Genomic DNA, 2,835 nt, shown 5'->3' with positions numbered 1-2,835 from the left:
TATTCAGTGGTTGTTAGACTATCGCCTGCCATAGTTAAGGGCCTACATTATAGAGTTAAAAATTCTAAATTATGCTTTGTGTGAGTTCGGCTTACTTACTAAGAGAGCCGAGAAACAGTTCATCACTAAAACACTGATAAAGGTGGAGTAAAGTGCTAAGTAATCCAGAGGCTCTACAAACTTGAATATAAGTCCGAAGCTCAGTGCAATGATTACTAATTTGGTGCTCTCACCTTTATAAAAATTTATAACTATTTTTTGGATTGACCGAGCGCCACTGTACAAAAACGCTTTAACACCAAAATATAGTTGTGGGATAACAAATATAACCCCACCCAATAGCGAAGAGTATGCCGCAACGCTTCCGCTAACTAAATAGTACCCTGCGCAAATGACACTCGTAAGAGCCATCTGAGCAATAAAAATCTTGTAAATCGGCGGCTTATTTATGTCAGCCTTTTTTCTACTGTTCATTAATCTTGCCTACTACATTGCTACCTTTTGATGTCACTGCGCTGTAGTTAGCAGATATCTTCCTTAATTACCTTCGACTTAAGATACAGCCATTAAGTTGCTGTTCTTTTAAGACATTTTGTTATCGTTAGCTCTTGTTTTTATTTTTCTTTAGTCTTATCGAGTCGCGGCGCTTAACATTCATTCTCGCCATTTTTCTTCTTCGGCCTAATCAGGCCTCTCGAAGCGTGGCAGATTATAGGGGTTATAATCTGTGCATTCAACCGCTCTAGGGATGAATATTCACTTAAGTTACAAAAAAGAATCGATTATTTTTCGATCAAGTTAGATTTCACTTGATATGAGTCAAAATTCCATCTAACTCATCAAGAGAATTATATTTAATCACTAGCTTACCTTTGCCTGTATTTGAATGCTGAACACTCACTTCTGCACCTACTTTTTCAGATAGATCTTCTTGTAAGCGTGATATATCGGCATCGGGTTTTGGCTTAGCTGCTTTATTTGTAGGCTTGTCTTCTATTAGGCGACGGACGAGTGCTTCGGTCTGTCGTACTGAAAGCGACTTCAACTCAACCTGACGAGCCACAATTATCTGTCGCTCGGTATCTAACGATAACATCGCTCTGCCATGGCCCATCTCCAAGTCGCCATGCTCTAGCATCAACTTTACTTCATCTGTTAGGTTGATCAGGCGAAGCAAGTTAGTCACGGTTGACCTCGATTTACCAACGGCTTCAGCTACTTCGCTTTGGGTAAGTTCAAACTCATCTTGCAAACGCTGTAAAGCGGTGGCTTCTTCCATTGCATTAAGGTTTTCACGCTGAATATTCTCGATAAGCGCCATTGCAACAGCCGCATCATCTTCAACATCACGAATAATTGCGGGGACTTTATCGAGCTGAGCGATTTGTGCTGCCCGCCAACGCCTTTCGCCCGCAATAATTTCATAGGAGTCTTCGCCACGAGAACGAACCACTATCGGCTGCATAATACCTTGCTGTCGAATTGACTCGGCGAGCTCTTCGAGTGCATCAGGATCCATGTCACGACGAGGCTGATATTTACCTCGTTTTAGAAACTCAACTGGAAGTTGCTTAAGGTCTCCATCGTTTTCAACTTCTTTTTTAAAGTCGACATTTGAGCCCTTGAGTAAAGCGCTTAAACCTTTTTCCCCTAAACCTCGTTTCTTTGCCACGTATTTTCCTACTCACTTAGTAACGCTTGATGATGACCTTTAAAAGTCATGAGCTTAATTATTGTTTTATGCTTCAGCCAAGTCGGCTTTTTTTGCTGCTGCTTTGTTCTTTCTGACGATTTCACCGGCCAATGCCAAATATGCAATCGCACCTTTTGAAGCTTTGTCATAATGTAATGCTGACATACCGTGACTGGGTGCTTCCGCTAGTCTTACATTTCTTGGAATTGCGACTTTATATAGCTGTTCACCGAAATATTCCTGAAGTTCATCAGATACATCTCTGGTTAAACTATTCCTTGGGTCATACATAGTACGAAGTATGCCGGAAATTTCTAACTTCGGATTGATGGTTTCTCTAATCTGCTCAACCGTATTCATTAATGCGGCCAAGCCTTCTAGCGCATAATATTCGCATTGCATTGGAATGATAACGCCGTCCGACGCTGATAAGGCATTAACGGTTAGCATATTTAGAGAAGGAGGACAGTCGATCAAGACGAATTCATAATCATCACGAATAGATTTTAAGGCTTGCTTCAGTCTATGTTCACGGCCAATCTCATTAAGGAGCTCGACTTCCGCTGCAGTCAGATCGCCATTGGAAGGAATAACATCGTATTTACCAACGACTGAACGCGTAATGACCTCTTGAACATCGGCCTTTTTGGTCAGTACATCATAGGCCGTATATTCAATTTCATTCTTGCTGATCCCGCTACCCATAGTTGCGTTTCCCTGCGGATCAAGATCAATAAGGAGAATTCTGCGTTTGGTCGCAGCCAGCGATGCAGCAAGATTTACAGTGGTGGTCGTTTTTCCAACCCCCCCCTTCTGGTTAGTAATCGCATAGATTTTCGCTGGCACTGTGTAACCCTCACTTATAGACGCTTTCAATAGCAATATGCTTATTACGCTGAAGTTTTCTCTATGATAATTAAATGCCTGTCCTCTTCACAAGCGGGAACACATAACTTAATTGCGTTTTTAACATGATAATCTATTGGCAGTGCATTAATCTCATCTTTTGGATGCAAACCTTTCATTGCTAAAAACTCACCCTTTTCAGTAAGTAAGTGCTTACATAGTTTTACCATATTATCTAGCGCTGTAAATGCGCGTGACATAATTTGGTCAAATTGTTTATCCTGCGCAACACTCTC

Annotated in this window: 4 protein-coding genes; all 4 read right to left on the bottom strand. The window is 41.3% G+C overall.

Annotation, left to right across the window (positions count from 1 at the left end):
• Positions 1–69: 69 nt before the first annotated feature.
• The gene (locus tag A3761_RS17920) at positions 70–474 is read right to left on the bottom strand and encodes a F0F1 ATP synthase subunit I (protein ID WP_068507305.1); all 405 of its coding nucleotides are present in this window, start codon (positions 472–474) and stop codon (positions 70–72) included.
• 331 nt (positions 475–805) lie between these two features.
• Positions 806–1,672, bottom strand: a complete 867-nt coding sequence (locus A3761_RS17915; protein WP_068507307.1) for a ParB/RepB/Spo0J family partition protein — start codon at positions 1,670–1,672, stop codon at positions 806–808.
• 66 nt (positions 1,673–1,738) lie between these two features.
• Complete coding sequence (locus tag A3761_RS17910; RefSeq protein WP_068507309.1) at positions 1,739–2,539, bottom strand: ParA family protein; 801 nt, start codon at positions 2,537–2,539, stop codon at positions 1,739–1,741.
• 44 nt (positions 2,540–2,583) lie between these two features.
• Positions 2,584–2,835 (bottom strand): RsmG family class I SAM-dependent methyltransferase (locus tag A3761_RS17905; RefSeq protein ID WP_197473099.1); only part of this gene is annotated, 252 nt, incomplete at its 5' end.

Source organism: Oleiphilus sp. HI0123 (assembly GCF_001635315.1).
The sequence above is the reverse complement of the archived record's forward strand: the minus strand, read 5'-3'. Positions and strand labels throughout refer to the sequence as shown.